The sequence below is a fragment of the Mesorhizobium sp. ESP7-2 genome (genome assembly GCF_020164715.1).
In the GTDB taxonomy this organism is placed as follows: Bacteria; Pseudomonadota; Alphaproteobacteria; order Rhizobiales; family Rhizobiaceae; genus Mesorhizobium.
Genome location: NZ_JAIUGQ010000017.1, coordinates 97,538 through 123,060 on the forward strand (window position 1 = coordinate 97,538; position 25,523 = coordinate 123,060).

Here is a 25,523-nt window from a genome sequence, read left to right on the forward strand (position 1 = left end):
GCTTGGGGGCAGAAAGAATGCGGATTCGACTTGACCAAATCGTCGTCAGCCAGTTCAAGCGGATCGACTCACTCACAATCGAACTAAAGCCAGTAACCGCTCTCGTCGGCGGGAATACCAGCGGCAAAAGCAGTGCATTGCAGGCGGCGCAGCTTGGCGTCTCAATTTTGCAGGCCGCGCTTCGCGGCATCCGCGGTAACGGCAATGCAGATTTCGCGGGTACGGTCTCAAACGATGCGGTGCTCTTCCGTCCAACCGAGCAGTTGCTGGACCTTCGACGAGGAGACCGGGCGACGCAGAATCTTGGCTACTCTATTAGCTACCGCGGTGTCGATCTCGACACAAACACGGACAAGGAGATGACGATCGAGGTCCGTCGGGGAAAAAATGCGAACATCGCCATCACTCGGACAGGGGACGATGACCTCGCTGCCGTGCTAGCGAATGGAGACCGCCCCTTCTCAATACTCACGCCGGGCCTCTCGGGTATCCCGATGCGCGAGGAATGGCGAACCAAAGGGGCGATGGACGCCGCCGTTATGCATGGCGATGCTAACCTCTACCTCCGCACCGTGCTCGATCATCTCTTCACTCGCGATCTGGATGAAATGGCGAGGACCGCCTGGCGACAAGGGCGAGACATTGGCCTACTGCCGGACAGCGGCTGGAAGACATTTTCCACGCTTCTCGATCGTTGCTACCAGGGTACACGCGTCATCGTGGATCACAACCAGCAACACGACCGCTACGTACACGTCGATGTCGAAACCCTGGACACGAGGGTCACGATCGACATGGCATCGACCGGGATACTGCAGGTTATCCAGATAATTGCATACGCCTGCTTCTACGCTCCGCCCCTGCTCCTGCTGGATGAGCCCGATGCGCATCTCCATGCCGACAGTCAGTCGCGACTTTACGAGGCGCTTAGAGGGGTCGCGGCTGAGACACAGACCCGCATCCTGTTCGCTAGCCACTCGCCCCAGCTGATCCAACGCCTCATGTACGACCCCGACGCCGCGGTCGTGTGGATGAGCGAAGGCGCGAAGGTTCCGGTTGACGATGCTCAGCGTCCAGCAATCCCGATCCTCATGACGCTCGGCGCCCTGTCGGCCGGTGCAGACGCCTTCGATCCTGCACGCCCCGTGATCCTCTTGACCGAGGACAAACTGCCGCAACCGGTAACTGTGCTAGCCAAGGCGAACGGTGCGCCCGAAAACCTCGTCGCACTCTCCTACAACGGATGCGGAAACCTTCCAGCAGCGAGGCTTCTTGCGAACATGATCACAGACATGCGGCCCGACGCGCGGATCATCCTCCATCGGGATCGCGACTTTCGGACCGACCCGGAGATGCAATTCGAACTTTCTACCGCCGCCGCCGAGCGTCAGCGCAACGGCGTGACTCGTGTTACCGAAGTTTTTACGCCCCTCAACGATGTCGAGCATTCATTTAGCAAAGCCACCCATCTCAAAGACGTCTTCAACGACCTCGCGCCGGAGCTGATCGATGCCGCGATCGCAGACGTAACTGCGTTTAAGCGCGACGACCTAGTGAATGCGGCGCGCATCGCTCGTGAGCAGATTCGCTCATCGCTCTATGACAGCCCTCGGAAGCGCGGGAAGCCAGAATGGGCTGCGTCAGGCATGCCCGACAATCCTCCGCCGATCGGTGGGTTCGTCCCCGCCAATGGTCTAACCCCGGTCTCCTTCGAACATACTCATGGGAAGATGCTTATGGATGGTCTTCGTCCAAAGATTCATCACCATGTTGGAGGAGCCTCGCAGGCGTCGAACAACAGGATCTACACTGAGACCAATGATCTTCAGACGCAAAGCTGGATGGCGGCATTCAACCCGCCGCAGAATGAATAACATGGTTAGAAGGGAGCTCCTTGCGCATGACGAATGATCAGTACAGGTCGCGGACGCGTACGAATGGGCCGCCAGTTTCAACGGCGCGGCGTACCTTTCTGGAGATCACGTCAGCGAAGGACAACTGACGGGACAGGGTTTCATGAAGATCGAACCCATCCATACAGATGATCGAAGTCGGCGCTGTGCCGAAAGCTGTGAGTCCATCGGGAGTGAAACCGGTATTGCTGATGAACAAGCCACGTGCCCATTTTGCCTTCCTACCGACCTTGCCGGAAAACCGATCTAGATCGGCTACACCGGAATAATCATTCTGCCATTTGGCTTCGAGGAGATAGGTCTCGCCTTCGAGTGCGAAACTGCCATCGATCTGTTCTCCGGTATTTCGGAAGGAGCCGCGCGGGGCAAGGTCATAGACTGCAAACAGCTCATGCAGAAATTTCTCGAAGGCGTAGCCACGTGGCTGCGGTGCAAGTTTGCTGACCTCGATCAGCTGCTGAGAGAGTGAAGTCAGCAGCGTCGTTGTTGGCTTGCCGGAGGTTTTTTCGACTGGTGGTGGATCGCGCCGGGGCAACATGTCGAGAAAAGATGCCTCGGTGAGTTCGGGTATGCTGAACGAAACACCGCGCAGCAGACTATTGAGTTGCTCGATCTCTTCTCGCTTTAACGGATCACCTCGTCCTCTCCGCCACGTCATCGACTGGAGTACGATCGCATTGATGAGAGGGCAAAATCGGTTCCGCCGCTGCTCCAGTGTAACGCTGAGAAGCTGGACAAGGGATGGTAGCTTGCTTCCTTGCTGCCAGAAGTCTCCAACGCCGGCCTCGTTCGCGGCCAGTGGAAAGGCCGTGCGAGAATTTCCGCTGCCGGGCAAGAAGTCATAAAGGAGATCAGCAATTGCGCTGATAGCGGTCGCCTCTTTCATGCTGAGTGACATCGGCTACTCCCTCTCAGCATTTTTCGGCGCCTGGTCCGGATGACTGGCAGGTGTCTGGATTTCGATGTCGCAAACCACGCAACAGAAAAATCCGGCCGTGGTGGCGAGTTGGCTGGTTTGGGCATCTATCGATCCGTCGGCTTTCCTTGTCAGTGACCGACTGTGATCGTCCGACCGAAACCGCATGTATCGGCTAATGTTGGCTAGGCCGACAAACAATGGCCGAAACCCAAAACCATGCCCCTGTTCGGTGTAGTAACGCGATACTCCTTCGTCCAAGGCCAGTTCGAGCGCGGTGCCCGCATCAACCAGATGGGCATATGTCGGGTTGCTGCGAAGGCTGTTCAGTACCCCTATTCCAGCATCCGCCACAACAAATTCGAAGCGGCCGGGAGAGGCGCTATATACAACGTAGCCGGAATCGATACGCCCGCTATGGTCGATGACGTTTGCATAAAACTCGCCAATCGCTGCCGTTAGCTTACCGCCATAGTCGTCAGAAAAACCGGCCGATATCGCTGCCCGTTTGGCGCGTAGCACGAAGTCGGTCCACGCGAGTTCATCTCGCCGAAGTTTGTCGACCGAAATAAATCCCTGGTATCCTGATCTTGGCTCGAACCAAGCATCCGTTTCGCGCATGTTGCGCATAAGTTCGTGGTATCTATCCGCCGTTAGCCAAAGGGATCCGCCATCTCGGTTTAAAATGTTTGGCTGCGTGTGCCGCAACTCCAAAAGCGGCCCGAGGCCATCGGCATTGGTCGTCGGCAGGTCAGCCTCCGTGATCGTGCCGCTCTGCACTGCGAGGCAAATGTCATCTACAAGATCGAAGGTCAGCGTCTCGATTTTCCACCTCACGCAGCTTTTGCAAAAGGCGCATCGCAGCCGTAGTAGGCGGCTCGCAAAAAGGCGATCTGCTCTTCAACATTGTGGCTCAGAAGCTTGTCGACAGTCTCGCCGACGACGGTCGGCGCCGAGGGCCAGCGAAGCGCATTGTTGTCCAATCGTTCAGCGCGCTGGCGCTTCAAGGTTTTCATGAAAGCATTGGTCTCAACGTAGATGACGCGGCGGTAGAATTGCCGCAGGAACGGAATGACCTGAGGATCGCCGCGAACCACGATGTCCAGTTCCCTGCCGGAGGCCTTGGCAAGATCAGCGAGCCTATCCAAGTGAAACTGCGTTCTGAGCTTCTGACCTGAGCCGGTGATAAATTCGTAGGCGAGCGTCTCGATCTCGGAGCGCTCGGCAATGAACTTCGACCAGCGCTCGAAGTCCCGATAGGTCCGGCCGTTAGGATGGAGTGCGCAGGCCATCCCTTCACGCTGGAATTCTTCGAATGTGATGGCGATACGCTTTATCGCGTGAAGATCATCTGTTCGTGGATTGTCGAGCAGAAGACTGTAGTTCGGGGTCGTTACAAGCGCGATTCCGAGTTCCTTCATCGCCCTTATGATGGCGATGCGCTGCTCGCCAAGGGTCCACCAGGGCTCAATCCGATGATCGTGATCGACGCCGGTTAGAACAAGGTCAGCGGTGGAGTCTATGTTGTATGTCCGACACAAGGCTTCGCGCGTTTCGAAATGAAGCTTCCCGTGTTTGAAATCGATGAGATCGGGCAAGCGCAAGGCGAACACTTTGCCAGCGAGCGCCGTCATTCGACTGCTTCCATGGTAGATGAGCGGCACGATATCCGCGCTCAATTGAGCAGAACAAACGGCTGTGCGTGGAATGTCCTCAAATCCAAAGCCGCCAACCTCCCGCATCTGCTGCACAAAGAGCTGCGCCTTATGCCGACAGACGCGCGTGCAGTGAGCCGAGTCCCCGCAGCAGAGTTGCAAACAATCGACAAGCGAAGCACGGACCGAAAGGCCGCCGCATTCGGAGAAATGAGGGCATCCAGGGCAACCCAAGGCCATGGTATTGCTGTAGGGATCATCCGTTAGCGATCGGACAATCACTTCAGGGCTTCGCGTATCTGGACGATGGAGGTTCAGCACAGAGATACTTCTGCTTTCTTCGAGAGCTTATGTACCCGGCCAACGACACCGTTCGCCGCGCCCCCCGATTTCTCAATTGCAGAAATTACACCGCCAGCGGGATTATCGAACGAGCCTACGACGCTATTGCCCCGGCGCAAGCTCACCCGTCCGCCCTTTGTCTCAACAATAAGCACTTCGCCGTTGGCGATATTTACCCCGGCGCTGATCGAGGCAATCGCGCGGCGGGGCTGGTTTACGGGATTGACCGTGAACAAGCCCGGCGTAGCAAGCTCTGCCCGCTTCGTATCGACGTGCTTACGTATCGTCTTTTTTGTTCTGTTTAAAAACTCCACTCCCATCAAATCACCTCCTCAAATAACGGCCGATAGTATTTCGAACGACCCTGAGCGAACTCACGAATCACGCCGCGAGCCGCAAGACTGGCAAGCCGATTGTTCCACGCCGTCGTGCTCTTGGTTTGCTCAGCTTCTCCAAATTTTTCCATGAGATGGTTGGCATCAACTCCATTATATTCGTTCACCAAGTCGAATGTCATCTGTTGCTTCGGATCAAGGCTGCCAATCAACTCCGCTCCCGAGACGCGTTCGTCGCGGTCCAGGCGGCAGCTCATAATCGCATCACCTTTAGTATTCGCGATAATCAGCAATTCATCCAAAATATCGTCATTAATATTCGCAACAACGGGATAATACTTGGATGAAAGGGTTCGCATGTACGCTTTCAGAGCGAACACCGATTCTCGAAGATAGCTGGCGGTAGCCACATCGATATTTGTAAAGTCGAGGAATAGCGGCGTCGGCGCAGCCGGCTCGCGATCAATGGCTTTCACAAAGGCCGCAAAAGCAGCTTTGCCATTGATGGAGCCAGATAGCACGGGGCCGCTCCCAATGATTGCCATATCCATTTTCATTTCCGTCACCTTGCTCACGTGTCTGGCATGAGGTTTAGCTCGCTGGGCCGAAATGTCAAGAATTTTCTGGACTATCGGCTCGCTATCATCTCGACTTAGCTGACCGATCACTGCTTCGGCTGGTAGCGTGATTGGGAATGCGCTAACTGCGAAGCCCGCAGTGGCGTAACACGAAAGGGAGATTTGTGAGCGTCGACTTAACCCCGCAAGAAGCGATGAAGCGGCTGGAACAGCATTTCGGTTCCCGTGAGGGGATGCTTGTTCACCAACTCACAGTCTTATCCGTGTCAGGACAACCGACGGACGTCACCTTCTTCAAGCGCAAACCGATCCTGAATGTCCGTGTCAGTACAAAGCTCGGCGCTGGCCGGATTTACGGATTGGAAGGGCGCCTGCCTCAATTGCTGAGGCGCATCGAATTCTCCAATGGTGCTACCGCCAGCCTTGCCGAGATCTGGACGATACACCCGATGCCAATGGAAGGCTTTTCTCAAGCCGACCTTGATGCCGTTGATCTTGCCCAGGCGGAAGAACCCCACGGGCCAGCTGGCGAGACCTTGAGAAAGATGATCCGCGATACCTATCATTGCAAAAGCCGGTCCGAGGTGGACTACTTGCTGCGCCGCTATATAGCCTCTTGACGGCAGTGGGGCTTAATTAGAAGCCGCTGGCCGACACACAAAGTCAGACTATCGCTGGTCAAGCTTCGCTGGCATCCGCCACTGCGGCGGCGGCGGATTTATTTTCAATTCGGCAATGAGCTCGCGCTGGCGTCGCAACACTTCCTGGCCGCGGGCATCCATCCCGCTTTCATAGGGCAAAAGACGGGCCATCTCTGCGTCTGCGTCGTCGAAGGCGTCGCAATAGGCAAGAACCACTGCATACTGACTGCGAACAGGAATGACCCGGCCTGCCATCTTCAATTCCAGGATCGAAGGTAGCAGATTTCGCTCCATCATATCTCTTGCGCCAATATAGTCGTTTCGCGAGATGAACTCCTCGACGAGCTCTTGCGCGACCCTGACGAACGAATCCAGGGCATTGGCCATTGAGTAGAATTTCAGCGCGTGAACCAGCGAAAGGCCCGAATGAGTTCCCGTTGACCTGATGGCCTTACCCTGCAGATCGAGACAGTCGGCCAGATGCTTAAGGTCATCGGTATGGGATTGATCGCCTTTGAGAAGCGGAAATATCTTATCCGGATTCTTGCCCATCACATCGCCAAGCGTGAGGCCCAGCAAATCGTAGTATTCAGTAATCAAGTCGAGTGTGGTTGCAACACACTCGTTCGTCATTCCCAATTCGAACAATGCGTGGGCGTAATTATAGCGCGCCACGCGCAGGTGTTCTGGCGTCTTCGGCAGCAGGCCGGACAATTCCTTCATCGTCGCCTTGACAGTCGCGACATCCCCAGCCCGGGCGGCAAAAAGCATGCGCTTCATGCCGACCGCAAGGCGCTCCGTCAGTCCGAGGCGATTTCGCCGAACCAGCTCGTCCATCTGTTTGAGCTTGCGCCTCATGTCCTGGTCATCGCCTTGCTTGAAGCCGGCAAAGACCAACCCGTCCAAGGCCCAGAACCTGTCCTCGGCGGACATATCTTCAGAGGCAGCGACCTCGGTCAGATATTGGGAGATCTCGTCGATGTAGCCCATTTCATGAAAGAGCTCGTCACCAGCCATCTCAACAAGCGGCTTGATGTTGCCGAGGGCTACAAACATGCGCAGCAGGAGGAACACACGCTGACGGTCGTGGTCGATGGGCAACGTCGCCATCAAAACGTCGCGCAAAGCACTCTGCGCGCTTTTGACGGTTTCGGCGTCGCAGCTGTCGAGATGGGCGCGACCTAAAGGCCTCATGGCGTCATGAACCTTGAACCGATCGACGCCAAATACCTGGATAGCACCAGTCAGACGAAGTCGCCTGAATGCTGCGGCAGCGGCGGGGCTCTCGATCGCGAAAGCGGTTTTCAGCACCGAACTTGCTTCAACCTGATCGAGGGGAACGTCGCTGAGGCTGAGCGCGGCTACGGCCTGTCGCTCTTGCTCGGTATAGGTATCGAAGATTTCGGCCAGGATCAGTTCCTGGGCGGTCTCGACAATATGCGTGCGTTCTTCCACAGCGGCGCAAAGCCCGGCAACATCTTTCTCGTAATTTTCGGCCGCGATCTTCAGCGCATTCTGCGTGTAAAGTGGCAGTCCGCCGGTGAGCTTCAGAAGCCGAGCGTAAGCCGAATAGTCGCCTTTGCAGCCCAGTGACGACCCCTCGGCGGCCGCGGTTTCGTTTGTCCACCCAAACAGCGGCTCGGCCTTCACGTCTAACGTCGCTTCAATGCGGGCCACCGCAGCGTTCGGCTGTGCCAGTAGGACAAAATGAAGATGCTTCGATGCCCCGATCAACGACGACAAGTCAGCCGCAGGCACTCGATGGGCATTGTCCAGTACAATTGTCGCCGTACGATTTTCTTCTGCCAGTTGGCGCCCAAGCGCAAAGAGAATTTCTATACCACCGGCGCCCGGCAACAGGATCTCGCCAAGCTTGCCGCTGCTTTTGCCGAAAAGACGTGCCGCAAGCTCGCGCGCCACTGCGCTCGCCAAAGCCGGACCGGAGATGTCGGCCACATCATAATAGGCGAGATGGTCACTGGTATGCAGCGCTGTCTGGGAGACCCAGGACGTCTTTCCGGCCCCTGAAAAGCCAGTGATAAGGCGCACCCGCTCAGCGCTTATCAGCGCAGGCTCCTTGTCCTGCGGTCGGTAATTGAGCGGTGGAGCAGGGAAATCCTGCAGCTGTATTACCAGTTGCTCGAACAGCCTCGGCAAATCTTGCACGACGAAAGTGTGGTTGGCATTGGGCGCGACACCCGCCGAGGCCGCCATGATCCTTCCCGCAAGCTTCCAGACGAGAGTTTCGGGCGCCAGGATCAAGAACGGCAGTGTGCTGGCCGTATCGCTGCAAGCGACGTAAGCATCTGAAAGGTTGGGCCAGGGCGCTGGGAGTGCTTGGTCGAGCGCAGCCGATTTTCCAGGCCAAATGAATGCAACATCTGAAGGCCAATCATTGCCTTCGATCATTTTTGCCAGCTCCGGTCCTGGCGCGCTGTTCGATATGATAGCGAATTCGGCGTCGCCGCTTCTGCGGCCTTCGACATGCTCCATCCGAATAGCTTTGAACCGCGAAAGGGCCCCGTCGATGTCACTCAACACCAAGCCTGAAGATCGCGTCTTGATCTGCGCATAGATGCGCTTGGCGGAAAAAACGAGTTCGACGTCCTCATCGTTTTCGACCACGACATGGGTTACGCCAGCCTGTGCGGCCCGAAAGAGACAGGCAACGGCGTAGAGATGCTGATAAAGGAAGCCGCGGTGAACATATTCGATACGCGCAAGCTGGCGACTATCCAGACTAAAGCTCCCGATATCGGCCGATATTGACATGTCTTGCGGACCCCTGACTATTGAAGGTACATCAAGCAGACGGCGAGCGATCCTGCAAGTTCATGTTTGAAGTGTTCGGTTGGCTCATATTTCCTTCGCCAAGCTCCCTCAACTCTTCGGGCATGTGGAACAATTGAGTGGCCGAGAGAGTAGGATTGGAACCCATTCGCCGAAAATATTCAGGTCGCGCTTGACATCTGCGCAACGGCCGCTTTTGGAGGCTGACCACTGCATGCCTGACGACCGAGATCGGGCGCGAAGCGGCTGTTGACAACACGGCTTGCCTCGCGAGAACGGCCAACAACAATGCCGTTTGAACTACCCGAGCTCGTGGATAGCGATGTTAGGAATGACCGCCTTGGCGATGTCGCAAAGGTGCTGGTGATGGGTCAGGTAGATTACCTGGCCTACGCTGGCCATCTCGCCGAACAGTCGAAAAACTTCTTCCGACCTGAGATGATCGAAGGTTTCCATAATGTCGTCGGCGATGAACGGAACAGCCGGCCTGAGCTTGGCAAACTCGTAATATCCGGCGAGGCGTAGAGCCAGGTAGAGTTGGAAGCGCGCGCCTTTCGAAAGAGCGTCCGCGACCTTCGATTGGCCATCCCGCTGTGTCGCGATGAGGACCTCGCCGCCCTTTACCGGCTGGGTCGTCAAGCCTGTGTACTGGCCCCGCGTGATCAGTGCGAAGGCGTCGGAGGCCTCGCTCATCATTCCGGAGCGGTGACGTTCGCGATAGACCCGAAGCGCGCTCGACGCCGACATCACTCCAAGCTTCAATTCGATGTAGCGAACGGCCTTTTCCTCGATTTCGAGAAGGACGGTGCGACGATCGGCATCGATGCGGGCAACCGCGCTGTCGCCGCCGATCGCATCGAGCTTGTCGGTCGCCCGGGTTCGCCGGACGATTTGCTGTTGCAGTGATTCATCGAGGTCGGCGAGTCGCCGCTCGACCTCCGCCTTTTCAATTGCGAGCCCATCGAGATCGAGGTCTTCCAGCAACGACTGCGCCTGGATGAAGTCGCCGAGGGCGAGCTCGCTTGTCAATCGTTCTTGAAGCTCGGCCACGGCACTCTGCAGGCCGTCTCGCTCGCGAAGCTGTTCATCGCGCTCCATGACCTCGGGCAGAGTGTTCACTCCAAAGGCGTCGAGCACCTCCTGCTTTGTTGTCTCCCGTGCCGCGGCCTCAGCGTTCAGTGCCTCTCGAACGTCCTGCAACTTTTGAACATCAAGGAGTAGATTTGCCCTCGCCTCACAGGCACGCTCGGCTTGCTCCAGACGTTCTGACAGCCTGAAGCTTACCTGTTCTGGGGCGTCGTCTCTGGCACGCTCGCCGGTGTGCGCACCAAGACGGGCGATCTCTTCAGCGAATGCAGCCCTGTCCGCCTCCATCTTGCGGATGCGGATACGCATGGCCTCACGATCCTGCAGGGCCTTTGAAAGCTCCGACAACTGATCGAGCACGCTGCCAAGCCCGGACCCGGCGATACCATCTTCGAGCCAGGTGCCCTTCAGCGTTTCCTTGACATCGGCCTGCCATGCATCATCTCGCCTCTCGGCATTGTCGACCGCGAGCCGCCTTGCCGCCAGTTCGTCCTCCTTCGCGGCGACGCTCCTCAGCGCCTCCGCGCGCTCCGCATCGACCTTCGCCTGTCTGTCCAGGAAGCGGTCAGCGGCGACCGCCATTGCCTCCAGTGCCTCGGTTTCCGGCTGAATTCCAACGCTTTGGAGGGCCGAGGCCAATCCGAGATGGATCCGCTCAGCTTCGGCTGTCGCGCGCTCGATCCTTGCGTGTGCAAGCAGGATCTCGTCCCATGCGTCAAGCGCGTCAGCCCGGGCGGAAATGCGCTCCTCGACAAGCCCGATCAGCAGGTCGAGCGAATGCGCCTGGGAGTCATCGATTAATGCGCTCGCCATTTGCGTGATTTCAGCTGACGCCATTTCCACGCGCCGGGCCACCCCGGCCAGTTCGCCGCTGATACGCTCAATGGCGGCTTCCGTCTCGGCCGCCTTTTGCTTGATTGCGCCCAGATCCGCCAGCTCGCCCGCATGGGCCAAGCGAGCCGCGCCGGCATCATCGTCCTTGGCCAACGCTGCGGCAAAGAGATCTGCCGTTCCGGCCTGGAGATCCCCCCGGTGAGTTCGCCAGGCTTCATCTCGCGCGCGTCGCAGGGCCGCCGCCGTGTCATCGTCGGCGAGATCGACCGAGGCGGTGACTGCTGCCAGGCGAGACGAAGTGGCCAACCGGCTTCGTTCATGCTCGGCCAGACGCTCGGAGAAGACTGCCTTATCCTTTCCAAGATCCGCGCCCAGCGTTTTCCACGCAGCAATGTGCGTGGCTGTCGGAACCGGCATCTTCGAAAGTGCGTCCGCATCTCCCGACCACGGCTGGAGGCGCCGCATCGCATCCGCCAGCCTTGCTTGCCCCTCGTCCTCCAACGCGCGCGCCTCTCTTATCTCGCGTGCGTGACTGCTGGCCTTCGCCTGCGACACGGCTGCCATCAGCCTGGCCCTTGCGGGCTCGGGCACCGCCCTCTCCTCGCCAATGCGACCTCGTGCAGCGTTGAGCCCGTCGAGCGCGGCGGCGGCTTCGTCGCGAGCCATCCGCAAGCTCGTCGTGATGCCGGAGCGTTGCTCGACCATGGTGCGAAGCGTCCCGACCACAAAGGCCGGCAGGATGAGATGGGACGGATCCTGTTCGGCCGACCTTCCAAGCGCGGCGAGACAGTTCGCCACCACGTGGTCGAGCATCTGGACTTCCATCTTGCGGGTCGGCAGATCCATTCCCGCGGCCGCATAGCGCGCCTTGCGATCGGCAAGTCCGCGCACCTGTTCGGAGATCGCCAGCACAGCGTCGTCGACAGCGATTGCTTCGATCTTCGCCTTCGCCCGATCGATCTCATCGCCATTGGCCTGGAGGCGAGTTCTCAGCTGCGCATCATGATCGATCAATTCCGCGACAGTGCCGCTCCAGGTTCTGGGAGGAGACGGAATGTCAGGCAGCTCAGCCAATCTGGCCGCCTTGCGCTTGACCTCCGCGAGGAGCGGCGCGGCGCGGGTATATCGGTCGATTGTGGCGAGACGCGTCGACAATGCCGAGCGTTCAGCCAGGCTGCGGTCATACCTGTCTTGGGCTTCCACCCGTTCCGCCTCGAGCGCCTCGAATGTGGAGGCCAGGGTGTCGATTGTCTCCTTGCGCGACTTGAGTTCCGCGAAGCGCTTCTTCAGCAGAGCGATTTCCGTGGTCTGGGCCTGTTTTCGGTGGAGGCTATCTGCTTCCGTTTCCAATGCAGTCAAAACATCGCTGGCATGACCAAGCCCGGCGCTGGCGGTGAAAAGGAGCTTGCCGAGATCGCCACGCGATTCAAGGATCGCTTTGCCCCCTGCTTCCAGGGTCTCGTCATCGAGTGAGAACATGCTGCTGTAGGCTTCGCGCGACAGTCCGGCGAGGTGAGCCGAGATGGCAATTTCACTCAGCGGCCTGCCTTCGGCATCGTGCAGTGAGTTGCTGCGGCTTTTGGTGCGCGAAACGGCAAGCGTCCGTCCCTCGAATTCGAGCAGTCCGCCGATGCGCATCGAGCTATATTCGTGCAGGAAATTGTAGCGGCTGCGCTCCTCGATGCCAAAGAGCAGATCTAGGTAGGCGGAAAGCGCCGTCGACTTGCCCGCCTCATTCAGGCCGAAAACGATATGCAGATCGGGGCCCGAAACCGGCTTCTCTCCGAAGTCGATCGACTTATCGGTAAACTTGCCGAAGCGGGTCAGATCAAGGCGCCGCAACCTCATCGCGTTGCACCAGCCTTGAGCCCCGCCGTGACCACGTCAACGCCGCGTGCCAATACATCGTCGAGAAACTGTTCAAGCCCCGCTTCGTCCTTGCCGGCGAAACCGCGAGCATCGGGCGGCAGGTCCGCGATCGTCTTCGACACAAATTCTCGCGCTTCGGCTCGAAAGGCTTCCGAGTTCGTATTGGCCCGCATTGACTGAGCGAGTTCCAAAGTTGGATCGGCAACATTTCCCGAATCTCCGACAGCGGGAGCCGAAAGATCAAGCTCCAGCTTCTCCACCCATGTGTCGCCCACCTGTTCCGCGGCCTGTTCGGCTTCTGCGACAACCAAGTCCCGGTCGCGGATAATAGCCCATGAAAGCGCGGAAGCGCCGATCAGGCCGAGGCGGGCAACAAGGTAGCGGGATCTGGTAGCCTCCCGGGATTGATCGAGCCCTGATTGGATGCGGGCGATGGCCTCGCTCCATTCCAACGCCCCGGTCAGGTCGACGCTCACGCGCTCGAACTGCGCGACACTAGTGAGCCTCTCCTCGATCTCGACAGAGTGATCATCACGAATGGTCACCAGCGTGACCGACTTCTCGCCGGCTTCGTTGATATCTCTCCCCTGAGGAATCCCTGGCATAACGAGCGTGCTCGCCCCGGAATACACCTGCCGAACGTGAATGTGGCCAAGCGCCCAGTAATCAAAACCGTGGCTGTGCAGGTCGGCGACGCCGCAGGGTGCATAGACGTCATGGCCTGGGGAGCCGGCCAGGCTCGTGTGCATGATGCCGATGTTCGCAGCTCCCTCCTGCGGGGCAGCGTATTTGGGCAGCAGGCTCTCGAGCGCCTTTGGGCTGGCGAAGCTCAGCCCATGGAACGCGGCATCCACTCCAGCGCCAGGCTGGATCACGGATTGGCAGCGGCCGCCAAAAACAGTCACCGTGTCGGGCAAGATCAGCTGCTTTGTAATTCGCGACATGGCGTCATGGTTGCCGCGGATCATGTAGACCCTGACACCGGCTTGATGGAGGCGCGTCATCTGGACGGCCAGAAAGCGCGCCGTCTTCATCGAGGTCTGGTCGCCATCGTAAAGGTCGCCGGCTATCACGAGAGCGTCGACACGCTCTGCCAGGCAAAGGTCCACTGTCGCAGTGAAGGCCTGCCGGCTGGCATCCCCGATAAGCTCGGCAAGTTCAGAATTTCTGAGTGCGAGCGAGCGCAGTGGCGAATCGAGATGGAGGTCGGCCGTATGAACAAATCGAAATGCCATCCGGGCGCCCTCCAGGCCCGAACAAAAAGTCCAGGCAAATGCCGACACCTAGTCAAAGGCGCCCATGCCACCACGGCGTGCGACAAAGGCAGCTTGGGTTTCGGTAGCAAAGTCCGGCAGTGTTCGGCAACAGTCCTACTGCAATGAGGTCACGAAGTTAAGGACGACCGTTATCGCGCGTCCCCTAGCGGTGCATTGCTGAGAGTGCGCTTCACCGTTGGTTGACCCAGCTATCGCGTGGATAAGCGAAGCCTTTTATTCGTTCAGCCCGCCGGGAGCCTTTTATATCTCGAAAAAATTGCTAATCTGAATTCAGGGGGACTTGGGGTCAATGCAATCTCTTGATAGTTCAGAGCTAGTATTAAATGATGATGCGGTAGCCGACAACTCGCCTGCAGCGAGCATAATCGCGGACGTCGCGTCCAGCTTCACTTATGCGTCCTATCAGAACGCGATACCGGTGGTTCGGTCCATCCGGCTTGATAACGACTCCGTCCGCACTCTGGAGAATTGCCGTCTCGAGCTGACGTCATCGCCCTCATTCCTGCGACCGAAAACCTGGACAATAGACCGTCTCGTTCCTGGCGACAGGCTTGAACTGAGCGACCGCAAAATCGAGCTCGATGCCGGATATCTCACAGGCCTCAATGAGGCCGAGCGAGGTGAGATCACGTTGCGGCTGACCGCGGCAGGCGAGGTCCTCGATGAGCGGCGGCTGACAGTCAGATTGCTCGCGCGCGATGAGTGGGGTGGCGTTGCCGACATGGCGCAGTTGCTTCCGGCTTTTGTGATGCCGAATGATCCCGGCGTTGCGCCGATCCTGAGGGTCGCAGCGGAACGACTTGTTGCGCACGGCCATCCGAGCGGCCTTGACGGCTATCAATCGCAAAGTCCGCAACGGGCATACATGCTGGCTGCCGCCATCTATTCGGCGATCGCCGGCATTGGCCTGCACTATGCCGAGCCTCCAGCGAGCTTCGAGAGCCGAGGCCAGAAGATCAGGCGGCCAACGACAATGGCTGAGGAACGCTTGGCAACTTGCCTGGATACGTCACTTCTCTTTGCTGCTGCACTGGAGGCTGCCGGGCTGCATCCAGCGGTCTTGATGTTTGACGGGCATGCCGCGGTGGGAGTCTGGTTGGCCAAGCGCACCTTCTCCAATGCGGTCGAAACGGACCAGATGGAGGTGCGCAAGGCGCTGGCTTCGCGTGAATTCATTGCGTTCGAAACCACAGGCGTGACGCACCGCCCTGCGCTGACGCTCGAGGCCGCCCAAAATGTGCTCAGTATCCGCCTGGCGGAAGAACAGGCGCAAGCCTTCGTTGCAGCCATAGACATCCGGCGATCGCGCAGTGGCGGCATCACGCCGCTTGCCTCACACGAACCCATCAGGCGAAACACAGTCGATGAGGAGGCGGCAGCAGTCGCGGCCCTCCCGCTTCCCCCCGCGCCAGCAATGGGCGAGATGCCGGCTGAGGCCATTGAAGCGAAGCCTAGCACCGCGGCCGGCCGCATCGACCGCTGGCAAAAGAAGCTTCTCGACCTGACGCTCAGGAACAGGCTGCTGAATTTTCCCGAATCAAAGAAGACAATCCCATTTCTGTGCACCGACGTGGCCTATCTGGAGGACAGGCTGGCAAATGGCGCTGCGGTCCGTGTCATCTCGTTGCCAGAGCAGAACCCTTTGGGCGAGCGTGACGCCGAGCTCTATCGGGATGTCCACGGCCGCGATCTGCAACGCGGGTTCGCGGCTGAAGCGCTGCAGAGGGACGAGCTTGCCTCCACGCTGGATGCTCGTCAGCTTGAGGCGAGACTGATCGATCTTTACCGTCAGGTGCGTAACGACTTCGCCGAGGGCGGCGCAAATACGCTGTTCCTCGCTGTAGGCTTTCTGCGCTGGAAGAAGAAACCGGAGGATGAACGCAGCTACCGGGCGCCGCTTTTGCTGGTCCCGGTCAAGCTCGAGCGACGGAGCGCGACCTCACGCTTCACGATCCGCTTCCATGAAGACGAGCCTCGGTTCAACGCCACGCTACTTCAGTTCCTGGAGCGCGATTTCGAGCTTCGCCTTCCCCAGTTTGCCGGCGATCTGCCGCTAGACGACAGCGGGGTCGACGTACCGCTGGTCCTTCAAACGATGCGCCAAGCGGTCCGCGATGTGCCCGGGATGGAGGTGATCGACGAGACCGCGTTGTCGACATTCTCCTTCGCAAAGTTCCTTATGTGGAAGGACCTGGTCGAGCGGACCGACGCGTTGCGCCAAAACCGGGTCGTTCGCCACCTCATAGACACACCCGAGCAGGCCTTCGAGAGTTCGGACGGCCAGTCGGGCTTTCGCGATGAGGCAGAGCTGGACCGCGCGTATGAGCCGTCCAACATCATAAGTCTCCTTCCTTTGGATTCATCGCAGACAGCCGCGAGCATCGCAGCGGCCGAGGGGCTTGATTTCGTGATCGTCGGTCCACCCGGGACAGGGAAGAGCCAGACGATCGCCAACATGATCGCCAACTGTCTGGGCGTTGGCAAAACGGTCCTGTTCGTTGCTGAGAAGACGGCGGCGCTGGATGTGGTTTATCGCCGGTTGCGAGAACATGGACTTGGAAATCACTGCATCGAGCTACATTCGAACAAGGCCGATCGCAGGCATTTCGTCGGACAACTGAAAGCCTCATGGGAGCACGGCGGCCAGGCGGACGCATCCCAGTGGATTGCCATCAACGAGCGGCTTCGCCTGCGCCGCGATGAGTTGAATGCCTACGTCGAAGCGCTTCACAAACGCTATCCCAATGGTTGGACGCCCTACCTGGCGCTGGGCGTTGCGCTCAAGTCTAATGATCAGACCGCGCCAGCATTCACGTGGCAGACTCCTGATGGGCACGACCCGCAAACGCTTCTCGAATTCGAGGAGCTGGCCGCGCAGGTCGGCTTGGTCTTTGGGTCGGTAGAGCGTCAGCCGGCGTTGGATCTGGTCGATGTTGGAGAGTGGAGCAGCGATTGGCAACTGAGAGTGCTGGCTGGGGCGACGTCTCTGCACTCCGCCATCGGCCAATTGACGGCATCGATCCGGGACTATCAATCCGGCCTCGGTCTTGCCCCCAGTGAGCCTTTGCCGCACGCGGAAATCCAGTCGCTCCTGGGCCTGGCGCAGGTTCTGGCGCAGACCCGCAATCGGGATGTCTCGATTGCTTATGACCGGGATTTCTCGACCTTCGGCGAAGCGCTCGCCACCCTTGAGCGCTCGATCGCAGCCTATCGGGAGGCCGAGCGTGGCCTCTCGGCAGCCTATGATGTCGCGATCGTCCGTGACCTCGACCTGGATGTCCTGGACAGGCAATGGCGTGATGCGGAAGCATCGTTCTGGCCGAGATCGGTAGTCGGCAAACGCAAGGTCCAGAAACTGCTTCAAAGCCGCGCACAACGAGGCACCGCCGACCCCGGCAACGATCTTCCGCTGCTCCGCCGGATGAGAGCGTTTCTGGCCGCGGTCGACCAAAGCCCATTGGCAGGCAAGCCCCTACCGATCGAAGGCTTAGCAACAGACGTGAAGGCTGTAGCGACGATCCTCGATCTCGCTCGGCGACTTCGCGTATCGCTCCGCATTCCTGGACGGAGTCAGGACGAATTTCGGGCCATCATCCGTTCCGTTGCGCCCAATCTGCGCGGCACCCTTGAAAACGACCGACTGCGCGAAGCGGGCGACAAACTGCTGGCGGCCGCCGAGGGATTCCATGCTGCGAGAGTGGCGTTCGGCCAGACCGCGGGACGCGAGCCTGCGGATCCAGCGGATGGTCCGGGGCTTGAGGCGCTTAGGGCCAAACTGATTGAGCTAGCTGGTGCCCGAAACCTGCTTCGCAATTGGGCGGCCTGGTGCCAGGTGAAAAGACAGGCGGTCCAACACCATCTTGCGCCTCTCGTTGAGCAGATCGAGAGTGGGATGATAGCTCCCGACCAGACGCGTTCCGCTTTTCGCGTTGGCTACGCCAGATGGTGGCTGCCCAAGGTTCTCGACGGCGACGCCGTATTGCGAAACTTCCGCAGGTTCCAACACGAGAACGCAGTCGCGGAATTTCGTGAGATCGACGATCTGGTGCGCACGCACGCCACCCAGCGCGTCGTCAGCGCGCTTGCGCATGGACTTGCGCCGGTCCAGAGCGTTTCACGCAACTCAGAACTGGGCTTGCTGCGACATCAAATGGAGCTTCAGCGGCCCAGCCAGTCCATCCGCGACATGATCGGCAAGATGCCGCAGAGCTTCGCCAAGCTTGCCCCTTGCATGTTGATGTCGCCGCTTTCGATTGCGCAGTACCTTCCTCCCAACCAAGCGTTGTTCGACGTGGTGATCTTCGACGAGGCATCGCAGATCACCACCTGGGACGCCGTAGGTGCCATAGCCAGGGCGCGGCAGACGATCATCGTGGGCGATCCCAAGCAGTTGCCGCCGACCAATTTCTTCGGCCGCAACGAGGATGAAGAGGAGGTTGCTGACCATGAAAAGGATCTGGAAAGCATCCTCGACGAGGCACGGGCGTCCGGGATCGCGGTGCGTGATCTCAGATGGCACTACCGCAGTCGAAGCGAGTCGCTGATCGCGTTCTCCAACTATCACTATTACAGCAACCGGCTGGTCACGTTCCCCTCGCCGGCGGTGGACGATCGCGCGGTTCGCCTGCACCGGGTGCCGGACGGCGTTTACGATCGCGGCAAGAGCCGCACAAACAAGATCGAGGCCATGGCCGTCGTGCGCGAGGCAGTCAACCGCATGAGGGACTGGCTGGCGCTGCCGGAAAGCGGACGACCGACGCTTGGCGTGATCACGTTTAATGCGCAACAGCAATCGTTGATCCTGGACCTGCTCGATGCCGCGCGCCGGGACCATCCTGAACTCGAATGGTTCTTCGCCGAAGACCGGGTCGAGCCGACGATCGTGAAGAACCTCGAGAACGTCCAAGGTGATGAGAGGGACGTGATCCTGTTCTCGATCACGTTCTATCGTGATGCCTCCGGAAAGCCGCCCGCGATGGACTTCGGGGCGCTGAACCGAGACGGCGGCGAGCGCCGGCTCAACGTCGCGGTAACACGCGCTCGCCAGGAGCTCATCGTCTTCTCCGGCTTTACCGCGGACCAGATCGATCCTTCGCGAAGCAAGGCGATTGCGGTGCAGCATCTGAAGACATTCCTCGACTACGCCGATCGGGGCCCAATTGCGCTGCCCGCCCAGGATATTGGATCGGTCGGTGGTTTCGATTCGCCATTCGAGGAGGCGGTTGCCGAACGATTGGAGCGGCGCGGATGGACGGTCGTTCCGCAAGTCGGGATTTCCGACTTCCGGATCGACCTGGGCATCCGCCACCCGGATCTGGCTGGAGCTTATCTCGCGGGCGTCGAGTGCGATGGAGCGACCTATCACCGATCGGCGACTGCAAGGGATCGTGACAAGGTTCGCGAGCAGGTCCTGACAGGGCTCGGCTGGACTATCCTGCGCGTTTGGTCGACGGACTGGTGGTTCGATGCAAAGGGATGTGCCGAACGCCTTCACACCAGTCTCGAGACCCTGCTCGAGGAGATGCGGACCCGTCGTTCGAACGAGCAGACGGAGGAGGTGACGACGCGCTGGGAAATGGGTCAGCAGATTGAGCCGACAAACGAGCCCAGCGATCAGCCGGCACCGACCGAGGAGCCCCTGCCCCTTCCGGTCACGTCCGAGGTTGAGCTGGTTTCGGCAAATGTTCTCACAGCTACCGAGCCCTCGGACTTTGCAGCATTTTCAACAATGGTCGGCGAGCCAATCCAGAACCATGCCGAGCAAAGACGTTATCGTGTGACGGATCTATCCGACTTTCGGCCGGACCCCGAGCAATTCTTCGAGTTTAGCTACGGCACCATCCTGCGCGGGATGATCGAAGCCGTCGTTGACATGGAGAGCCCATTGCGTTCCGACGTTCTCGCCCAGCGCATTGCACGGGTTCACGGCTGGTTGCGCACGGGCGGCCGCATCCGCGAGAGGATAGACCTCCACCTGCGAGATCTGGATCGCACCCAGGAATCCAGCGGCGAATTCATTTGGAAAAAGGGAGCCATCACGGGATTCCTGTCTTATCGCCAACCAGTCAACGAGGACGCGAGACGGTCGATTGTCGATATCCCCCTGGCCGAACTCGCTTCGGTGGTGATCGACAATCCCGGACTGCTCGATATGCCCGATCCTGCACGCGATCTGGCACACCTTTTGGGCGTGGAACGCCTCGCGGCGATCTCACGGGCACGGCTGGATGAGGCTATCGTCAGGGCGAGACGCCAGTTTACCTAGCAACAAACCAATCGGGCTTGGACGAAACGTGGACTCAACAGCACAGGAAGATGCAGCGGCAGAACCGCCCGCGAAGGTGACGTCGGTCGCCGCCAACATTCTTGGCGAATTCTTCACCGCATTGGAAAAGGAAGAAAGTCTCGGGGAAGTCGCACCGAGGCTTCGCAAGGTCGTGCTCGACGACGGCGTGTTTGCCGAACCGTCCATCCGCGTCGCTATTTTCCCGGATGCCTCATGATCCGGATCGACAAAATACGCATTGAGGAGTTCCGTGGCATCCGCGACCTGACACTTAGTCTCAACGGCCAGAACTTCGCAGCCTGCGGGCCGAACGGAACCGGCAAGAGCGGCATCGTCGACGCGATTGAATTTGCCCTGACCGGCAACGTCTCCCGTTTGGCCGGCGCAGGGACTGGCGGTCTTTCGGTAAAGTCGCACGGCCCACACGTTGATAGCCGCAGCAAACCAGAGGCGGCCTCGGTCACCCTCGACGTCACTATGCCTGCCCTTGGCAACAAGAAGGCGCAAATCCGCCGTACGGTAAAGTCCGCGAGCGCCCCTGAGATCACGCCGGCCGACAAGGATGTTCTTGCCACATTCGAGAGCGTCAACCTCCATCCGGAGTTCGCGCTTTCACGTCGCGAGCTGATCCGCTACGTCCTGTCCGAACCAGGCCAGCGATCAAAGGAGGTTCAGTCCCTTCTGCGGCTCGAGGACATCGAGAAGCTTCGGAGCGTGCTGCAGAAAATCGCTAATGCCTGCACCAGGGAACTTCCCGGACTGCAGCGTGCCGAGACAGATGCAGTCAAGACCCTTCTCGCCGCTCTCGGTGTGGCCGTACTCAACAAGCAAACGGTCATCGACGTGGTGAACCCACAACGCGCGCTGCTTGGCCTCGCGCCGTTGGCCGGTCTGGACGCCGACACCTCGCTCAAAGACGGTCTTGCAACGACCGCCACCAGTGTCCCAGGCCGCGTCCCGAAGATACAGGCCACGACAGATCTGGCCGCACTCAAGCAAGCACTGGAGACGCTTGCCGCCAGTTCGTTCAGGGAACGATGCACAGCCGCCAGCGCAAGTGCTGCCGAACTCGGTAAGGACGCTGCTAGCCTGGACGGACTGTCACGCGAATCTCTTCTCAAATCCGCGCTTGAACTCTACGACGGCACGGCTTGCCCGGTATGCGATACGCCCTTCGAACCTGATGCTTTTCGGGGGCATCTCGCCGAGAAACTGACTCATCTTGACGATCTGGGCAAACGTCGCGCCGCGCTCGAAGCCGAACTTAAGCCGGTTCTCGACGATCTGTTTACCGCAGGCACCGCCCTGACCACGATAATCGATCAAGCGGGTCTTTTCTCTCCGAAGATCGATGTCGTCGCACTAGACGAATTCCGCTCAACTCTTCGTGCCAGATACAAGCAGCTGCAAAAGCTGCTGCCTCTCGACGATACGGTTGCGGTCCTGACGGCGCCATACACTGCCCCGCAATTGGGGACGGAACTGACCTCGCTTGAAAAGGCGATCGCCGCGATTCCAGAACCTAGCAAGCAGGACGCCGCACGGGACTTTCTTGTTCTGGCGCAAGAACGCCTCGAGCAGTTGCGCATCGCACGGCAGAAACACGCGGCGGGCAAGCTCCGGGCTGAACGCGCTGCCAGGATCTCCAGCACCTACGGAACGGTGACAACGGCCGCGCTGGAGAAGATCTACAAGGACGTTGAGACTACCTTCGCGAGTTACTATCGCAAGATCAATGAAGATGATGAGAATACATTCACCGCCAAACTCATGCCTTCCATAGGCAGGCTGGCATTTGACGTCGATTTCTATGGCCGCGGACATTTTCCGCCAGGCGCCTATCACAGCGAGGGCCACCAGGACGGTATGGGACTATGCCTATACCTGGCGCTCATGAACCATCTGCTGGGGTCGAACTTCACCTTCGCGGTGCTCGATGACGTGCTTATGTCGGTCGACGCCGGCCACCGCCGCCAGGTTTGTGCCCTGCTCAAGGAGAGATTTCCGAACACGCAGTTCATCTTCACCACACACGACGAAATCTGGTTGCGGCACATGAAGTCCGAGGGGCTCATCAAGGGTCGCAACTTCGCGCATTTTAGAACCTGGACCGTCGATCTGGGTCCTGCCGAATGGGATGATCATGACGTTTGGGCCGAGTTGGATGTCCACTTGGCAAAAAACGATGTAAGAGCGGCGGCTGCGCTGCTGCGTCACTATCTTGAGCATTTTGCCAAGGAGGCTTGCGACCGCCTGCGCGCCAGTGTGGAGTTCCGCGGCGATGCTCAATTCATGCTTGGTGATCTCCTGCCCAGCGCCACCAGTGCGCTCGGCGAGCTGCTGAAGAAGACAAAGGCGGCCGCCAATTCCTGGAACCAGAATGAAGGCCTGGACCTGATCAACGCGATCGAAACTGCGTTTGGGGAAGCCAAGATCAAAACAGGTTACGACAACTGGCAGATCAACACGGCCGTCCACTTCAACGAATGGGCGGACCTCAACCGATCGGATTTCGCACCGGTCGTGACTGCCTTTCGCGGATTTACGGACGCCTTCACATGCGACAAATGCAACGAAATCTATTTCGTTTCGCCCGACAGAGGCAAGAAGGAGGCGCTGCGCTGTGGATGCGGTGCGCTAAATCTAAACTTGCTGCAAAAAGGTGCCTAGTTACCATTCGGTATAAGCCGACCTCCCGCCGGCTGACGCGCATCCATGCGTTTGCGTGGGCATATGTGAAGTGCCCGGATCCGCGACCGCCAGAAATCCTATGGCAAGCAAACGCGTTTCGACGGGCACCGGTGATTGCACAATCTTTTATCGTCGGTGGTCGTCACGAGAATATACGCATCGGCAGAGCACGCTACTCTGGCTCTTCGTCATCGCGGTCTGAAAACCCAGGCACGATGTCGCCGCCCAGCAGTCTGTCCTTCGACAGCAGTCCCGCGTCCTCGAGCGCCTCGAAATCCGGCAGCTGGCGCAGCGTGTCGAGCCCGAACTGCGACAGGAAATTCTTGGTCGTCACATAGGTGTAGGGCGCGCCGGGCTGCGGCGAGCGTGGACCCGACGCGATCAGCTCCTGCGCGCGCAGCACGCCGATCAGATCGCGGGACACCTCCTTGCCGAAGAAGGAAGAGAGCTCACCGCGGGTGATCGGCTGGAAATAGGCAATGCACATCAAGACCAGCGCTTCGGACTGCGACAGTTCTTTTGCCCCCTCGCCCGCCGCCGTGCCGAAGGCGGAGCGGATGGCGTCGCCAAAAATTTTCTTGGTCCGGTGCTGCCAGCCGCCGGCGACCGCGACCAGCTCATAGGGGCGGCCGCCGAGCTCGGCGCGGATGTCGTCGATGATCAGCTCGAGATTGCAGTTTTTTCCCACCACCCGCGCCAGCACACTACGTGTCACCGGTTCGCTGGCGGCAAAGATCACCGCTTCGACGCGGCCCATCCATTCGCGCCAGCGCAGTTCCGCCGGCAAATGCTCGAGCTCGGTGTCTAGCAACGCGGGCTGATCGTTTGCCTTGCGGCGGGCGGACGCTTCGCTCATGGCTACAACCCAAACAGCCGAAAAGCGGTGCGGCCGGAAAGCTCGCGCACCGCTTCGAGTTGTTGTAGACGTTCGAACAGCCGTCGCGCCGCAAAACGTGACAGGTTCTTCGTCGTCAGCGATCCCGAAACGGCATCTTCATTCAGGAGCAAGAAAATCACATCGCCGGCGCCTTTCGCGCGCAGTTTCGGCGCCACTGCCGAGAGCTTTTCAGCGCGGCGTGACAGTTCGCTGGCCAGCCGGCAGGCATCGGCCGCGGCTTGAACCAGCGCAACGCAGACCGCCCGCTCAAATCTATTTTCGCTCGGTCGGATGCGCTTGCCGCCGGCCTCGCTCCGGAAGGCCGGGCCAAAAGCCTGGGCCATCAACAGCGGCAGCGGCCGCGGCCAGCGCAGGCTTTGCGCCAGCACCAGGTCGGCAAGCCACCAGCCAAACAGCTCGGCATCGGGGCGCAAGGCGACAACCTGGGCGGCGATTGCCGCCGAGGCGAACGGCGCCGGCCGCGTGGATCCCACCGCTTTTTCGATCTCCGTGCCAAGATCGGCGAGCGCCGCGCGGTCCCAATGAAGCCCAAGCTGGTCGACGGCCTTTTCGAGCCGGTCAGGTGTAGCGACGGGAGGCTGGAGCGTCAGTTGGCGCCAGGCGCCAAACACGGCGCCGGCCGGACCGGGGTCGGCGCCGGCCGGGCAAAGCTGCCAAGCATCGCGCAAGGCGGCTTCGTCCTCGGCGCGGCCGGCGAGCCGCATGCTGGCGAGGGCGCATTTCAGTGCCAGCCGTTGGCGCCACGCGCCGGCCCAGGCGGGTTGCGCGCGGGCAAGCGTGTCCAGCGAAGCCAGCGCAGCGCCGGCCTGGAAGGCGGCGTCTGCGTCGTGCAGAGCACCACCGGCCGCGAGCGCCCAGGCCGGAACGGTCGGTGGCGCGGCGACGGAGTTGGCGGTCGCGGGATCGAGGCGAATCATCATTGCGAGGGTAAAGCGCGCGTGCGCTTTGCGCCATCAATTTCAGCCCAAAACGCACAGCCTGTCGGCGCACAAAAACGAATGATAATGTTGCATTATCGTTCGTTTTGGTCTCTATGTTAAGAAATGGCCTCCCACGTCGATCAAAACCCCGAAAACCGTACTCGGCGCGGCTCCGCTCGCCCACAGAAAACGGCGTCCCCTGTCGATCGGGAACGTGGCAACCAGAACGTGGCTGCAGGCTCGGACGAGCCCGACGCCACGTTCGCCGACGACATGCCCGACATCATCGACGTCGTCCTGGAGATGGGCCGCGTGCCGCAAGAGCCGGCGGCGGATGAAGCCAATGCCCTCCGCTATGGCTCCGGGCCCTCGGGGCGTTCGCAATCCTTCGAAAGGTCCACCGGACCTTCCGATACGCCTGAAGGCGAACCGGACGCTCACCGTTCGGAGTTCGGAAAGCCAAATCGTTGGCTTTCCGCCGGCGATGCCGAC

At 59.6% G+C, this 25,523-nt stretch carries 15 protein-coding genes and 1 pseudogene; 6 read left to right on the forward strand and 10 right to left on the reverse strand.

Annotated features, from left to right (window positions below):
- Positions 1 to 17 precede the first annotated feature (17 nt).
- Complete coding sequence (locus LB543_RS18015) at positions 18 to 1,874, forward strand: AAA family ATPase (RefSeq protein WP_224615019.1); 1,857 nt, start codon at positions 18 to 20, stop codon at positions 1,872 to 1,874.
- A gap of 37 nt (positions 1,875 to 1,911) precedes the next feature.
- Here LB543_RS18015 and LB543_RS18020 read toward each other — a convergent pair whose 3' ends face one another.
- From LB543_RS18020 to LB543_RS18040, 5 genes are all read right to left on the reverse strand, one after another.
- Entirely contained in the window at positions 1,912 to 2,811 is a 900-nt protein-coding gene (locus tag LB543_RS18020; protein ID WP_224615020.1) for a restriction endonuclease, read from the reverse strand.
- Between the two features lie 3 nt (positions 2,812 to 2,814).
- Complete coding sequence (locus tag LB543_RS18025; protein ID WP_224615021.1) at positions 2,815 to 3,666, reverse strand: hypothetical protein; 852 nt, start codon at positions 3,664 to 3,666, stop codon at positions 2,815 to 2,817.
- Positions 3,663 to 4,463, reverse strand: a complete 801-nt coding sequence (locus tag LB543_RS18030) for a DUF4417 domain-containing protein (protein WP_224615022.1) — start codon at positions 4,461 to 4,463, stop codon at positions 3,663 to 3,665. The genes LB543_RS18025 and LB543_RS18030 overlap by 4 nt, the downstream gene beginning before the upstream one ends.
- Positions 4,464 to 4,798: 335 nt before the next feature.
- Positions 4,799 to 5,146 (reverse strand): hypothetical protein, encoded by a 348-nt coding sequence (locus LB543_RS18035; protein ID WP_224615023.1) that lies wholly within the window; start codon positions 5,144 to 5,146, stop codon positions 4,799 to 4,801.
- Entirely contained in the window at positions 5,146 to 5,712 is a 567-nt protein-coding gene (locus tag LB543_RS18040; protein ID WP_224615024.1) for a hypothetical protein, read from the reverse strand. The genes LB543_RS18035 and LB543_RS18040 overlap by 1 nt, the downstream gene beginning before the upstream one ends.
- Before the next feature lie 191 nt (positions 5,713 to 5,903).
- On the opposite strand from LB543_RS18040, the gene LB543_RS18045 reads away from it, so the two are divergent.
- The gene (locus LB543_RS18045) at positions 5,904 to 6,359 is read left to right on the forward strand and encodes a hypothetical protein (protein ID WP_224615025.1); all 456 of its coding nucleotides are present in this window, start codon (positions 5,904 to 5,906) and stop codon (positions 6,357 to 6,359) included.
- Between the two features lie 48 nt (positions 6,360 to 6,407).
- Here the strand turns inward: LB543_RS18045 and LB543_RS18050 are convergent, their stop codons facing one another.
- The 3 genes from LB543_RS18050 to LB543_RS18060 form a co-directional block, all read right to left on the reverse strand.
- Complete coding sequence (locus LB543_RS18050; RefSeq protein WP_224615026.1) at positions 6,408 to 9,152, reverse strand: ATP-binding protein; 2,745 nt, start codon at positions 9,150 to 9,152, stop codon at positions 6,408 to 6,410.
- 318 nt (positions 9,153 to 9,470) lie between these two features.
- Positions 9,471 to 12,938, reverse strand: a complete 3,468-nt coding sequence (locus LB543_RS18055; protein ID WP_224615027.1) for an ATP-binding protein — start codon at positions 12,936 to 12,938, stop codon at positions 9,471 to 9,473.
- On the reverse strand, positions 12,935 to 14,194 hold the full coding sequence (locus LB543_RS18060) for an exonuclease SbcCD subunit D (RefSeq protein WP_224615028.1): 1,260 nt from the start codon (positions 14,192 to 14,194) through the stop codon (positions 12,935 to 12,937). Before LB543_RS18060 ends, LB543_RS18055 begins: the two co-directional genes overlap by 4 nt.
- A 331-nt stretch (positions 14,195 to 14,525) precedes the next feature.
- Between LB543_RS18060 and LB543_RS18065 the strand changes: the two genes are divergently transcribed.
- From LB543_RS18065 to LB543_RS18075, 3 genes are read left to right on the forward strand one after another with little or no spacing between them, the layout of a single operon-like run.
- On the forward strand, positions 14,526 to 20,501 hold the full coding sequence (locus tag LB543_RS18065) for a DUF3320 domain-containing protein (RefSeq protein ID WP_224615029.1): 5,976 nt from the start codon (positions 14,526 to 14,528) through the stop codon (positions 20,499 to 20,501).
- 28 nt (positions 20,502 to 20,529) lie between these two features.
- Entirely contained in the window at positions 20,530 to 20,739 is a 210-nt protein-coding gene (locus tag LB543_RS18070; RefSeq protein ID WP_224615030.1) for a hypothetical protein, read from the forward strand.
- Positions 20,736 to 23,192 carry an ATP-binding protein gene (locus LB543_RS18075; RefSeq protein ID WP_224615031.1) on the forward strand — a complete coding sequence of 819 codons (2,457 nt, stop codon included), beginning with the start codon at positions 20,736 to 20,738 and terminating at the stop codon, positions 23,190 to 23,192. Before LB543_RS18070 ends, LB543_RS18075 begins: the two co-directional genes overlap by 4 nt.
- A gap of 193 nt (positions 23,193 to 23,385) precedes the next feature.
- On the opposite strand, the gene scpB is transcribed toward LB543_RS18075, so the two are convergent.
- On the reverse strand, positions 23,386 to 24,069 hold the full coding sequence (scpB, locus tag LB543_RS18080) for an SMC-Scp complex subunit ScpB (RefSeq protein ID WP_224615032.1): 684 nt from the start codon (positions 24,067 to 24,069) through the stop codon (positions 23,386 to 23,388).
- 2 nt (positions 24,070 to 24,071) lie between these two features.
- Positions 24,072 to 25,028 (reverse strand): DUF1403 family protein, encoded by a 957-nt coding sequence (locus tag LB543_RS18085; RefSeq protein ID WP_224615038.1) that lies wholly within the window; start codon positions 25,026 to 25,028, stop codon positions 24,072 to 24,074.
- A 126-nt stretch (positions 25,029 to 25,154) separates the two neighbouring features.
- Here LB543_RS18085 and LB543_RS18090 point away from each other — a divergent pair.
- A pseudogene (locus LB543_RS18090) lies at positions 25,155 to 25,523 on the forward strand (hypothetical protein); the annotation flags it as partial.

Bases quoted from the DNA above. Each gene is read 5' to 3' on its own strand.
- LB543_RS18015 (WP_224615019.1), top strand. From the start codon at position 18: ATGCGGATTCGACTTGACCAAATCGTCGTCAGCCAGTTCAAGCGGATC.
- LB543_RS18020 (WP_224615020.1), bottom strand. From the start codon at position 2,811: ATGTCACTCAGCATGAAAGAGGCGACCGCTATCAGCGCAATTGCTGAT.
- LB543_RS18030 (WP_224615022.1), bottom strand. From the start codon at position 4,463: ATGACGGCGCTCGCTGGCAAAGTGTTCGCCTTGCGCTTGCCCGATCTC.
- LB543_RS18035 (WP_224615023.1), bottom strand. From the start codon at position 5,146: ATGGGAGTGGAGTTTTTAAACAGAACAAAAAAGACGATACGTAAGCAC.
- LB543_RS18040 (WP_224615024.1), bottom strand. From the start codon at position 5,712: ATGGATATGGCAATCATTGGGAGCGGCCCCGTGCTATCTGGCTCCATC.
- LB543_RS18050 (WP_224615026.1), bottom strand. From the start codon at position 9,152: ATGTCAATATCGGCCGATATCGGGAGCTTTAGTCTGGATAGTCGCCAG.
- LB543_RS18055 (WP_224615027.1), bottom strand. From the start codon at position 12,938: ATGAGGTTGCGGCGCCTTGATCTGACCCGCTTCGGCAAGTTTACCGAT.
- LB543_RS18060 (WP_224615028.1), bottom strand. From the start codon at position 14,194: ATGGCATTTCGATTTGTTCATACGGCCGACCTCCATCTCGATTCGCCA.
- LB543_RS18065 (WP_224615029.1), top strand. From the start codon at position 14,526: ATGCAATCTCTTGATAGTTCAGAGCTAGTATTAAATGATGATGCGGTA.
- LB543_RS18075 (WP_224615031.1), top strand. From the start codon at position 20,736: ATGATCCGGATCGACAAAATACGCATTGAGGAGTTCCGTGGCATCCGC.
- scpB (WP_224615032.1), bottom strand. From the start codon at position 24,069: ATGAGCGAAGCGTCCGCCCGCCGCAAGGCAAACGATCAGCCCGCGTTG.
- LB543_RS18085 (WP_224615038.1), bottom strand. From the start codon at position 25,028: ATGATTCGCCTCGATCCCGCGACCGCCAACTCCGTCGCCGCGCCACCG.